A 1,419-nucleotide genomic window follows, 5' to 3' on the forward strand; every position below is an offset into this window, starting at 1 on the left:
CTGTCAGCTTGACCTTCTCGCGCAACAACAACTACATCACTAACGTCAGAAACATCTAAAAGTGACGCTTCAATCTCGCCAAGCTCAATTCTAAAACCACGAACCTTAACTTGATGGTCGACCCGACCTATAAACTCAAGGTTCCCATCCGGCAGATAGCGCACCAGATCACCCGTCCGGTATAAACGAGAGCCCGTATCATTACTGAATGGGTTTGATATAAAGCGCTCCGCAGTAAGCTCGGGGCGGTTCAAATAACCCCGCGCCAAACCTGCTCCACCTATATATAACTCACCAACAGCACCTATCGGCAAAACCGATAAATTATCCGATAATACATAAAGCTGTGTATTCGATATGGGACGGCCTATTGGAACCGTGGAATGATCCGACAAACTAGACAGTGAAGGAACTTTGTAAATTGAAGACCCAACCGTCGATTCTGTAGGTCCATATGCGTTAAAAAAAGCTCTTTCCTTGCACCAGTCGAAAACACTCCTTGGCAAAGCAGCGTCTCCAGCCACGACTAATGTTTTAACACTCTGCCAACAAGAAGGCGTTAACATTGGTAGAAAAGCTGGTGGTAAAGTTGCGTGTGAAACACCCATAGTATCTACGAATTCATCCAATAAAGGACCAGATTCACGTGTAACCTTATTAGGCAAGCATAATTGAGCACCAGAGCTCAATGCCATAGTTAACTCCCATAAAGCCGCATCAAAAGAAATCGACGCGAATTGGAGTACTTTACTACCCGGCTCCAGACTGAGGTGCTGCAACTGACTTAAATATAGATTACCAACACTTTTATGTTCGACACATACACCTTTGGGCTTTCCTGTAGAGCCTGAGGTATAGATCACATAAGCGAGGTGGTCGGAGCATATCCCCAAAGCCGAAGTATCAGGGTTAGTCTCAGGGTAAAATGACAACGCCTCAAGCTGCTCTGGCTCATCGAGAAGCACCAGCTCAGGGCGATCCTGACAACGCTCATCAAACAATGATAGATCAGTCGCTATAGAAGCCTGACCAATAACTATGTGAGCTTGTGTATCATCAAGCATAAACCGAAGGCGGTCCTCCGGATAATCAGGATCCAGCGGAACATAAGCACCACCAGCCTTAAGTATTCCCATAATACCGACAACCATCTCAAGAGAGCGGTCAAGGCAAAGACCCACTAGACTATCTGGCTTAACTCCCTGCTCAATCAGGTAATGTGCAAGCTGATTACTCCGCTTGTTTAACTCAGCATAACTAAGTTCACTACCCTCATAAACGACAGCAATGTTATCTGGAGTGCGGCTGGCTTGCTCTTCAAATAAAGTATGCAAACACTTGTCTGATGCATAAGCCGCAGATGTATCATTCCATTCAATAAGTAAGCGGTCACGCTCCAGAGAAGATAATAATGGTAAA

Annotated in this window: 1 protein-coding gene; it reads right to left on the minus strand. The window is 45.4% G+C overall.

Features of this window, described 5'->3' with window-relative positions; genetic code table 11:
- The coding region (locus tag OEU88_RS17595; protein WP_262696519.1) for a non-ribosomal peptide synthetase at positions 1–1,419 on the minus strand (1,419 nt) is incomplete at both ends.

Origin of the sequence: Kordiimonas aquimaris (assembly GCF_025574485.1) — a bacterium.
In the GTDB taxonomy this organism is placed as follows: domain Bacteria; phylum Pseudomonadota; class Alphaproteobacteria; order Sphingomonadales; family Kordiimonadaceae; genus Kordiimonas; species Kordiimonas aquimaris.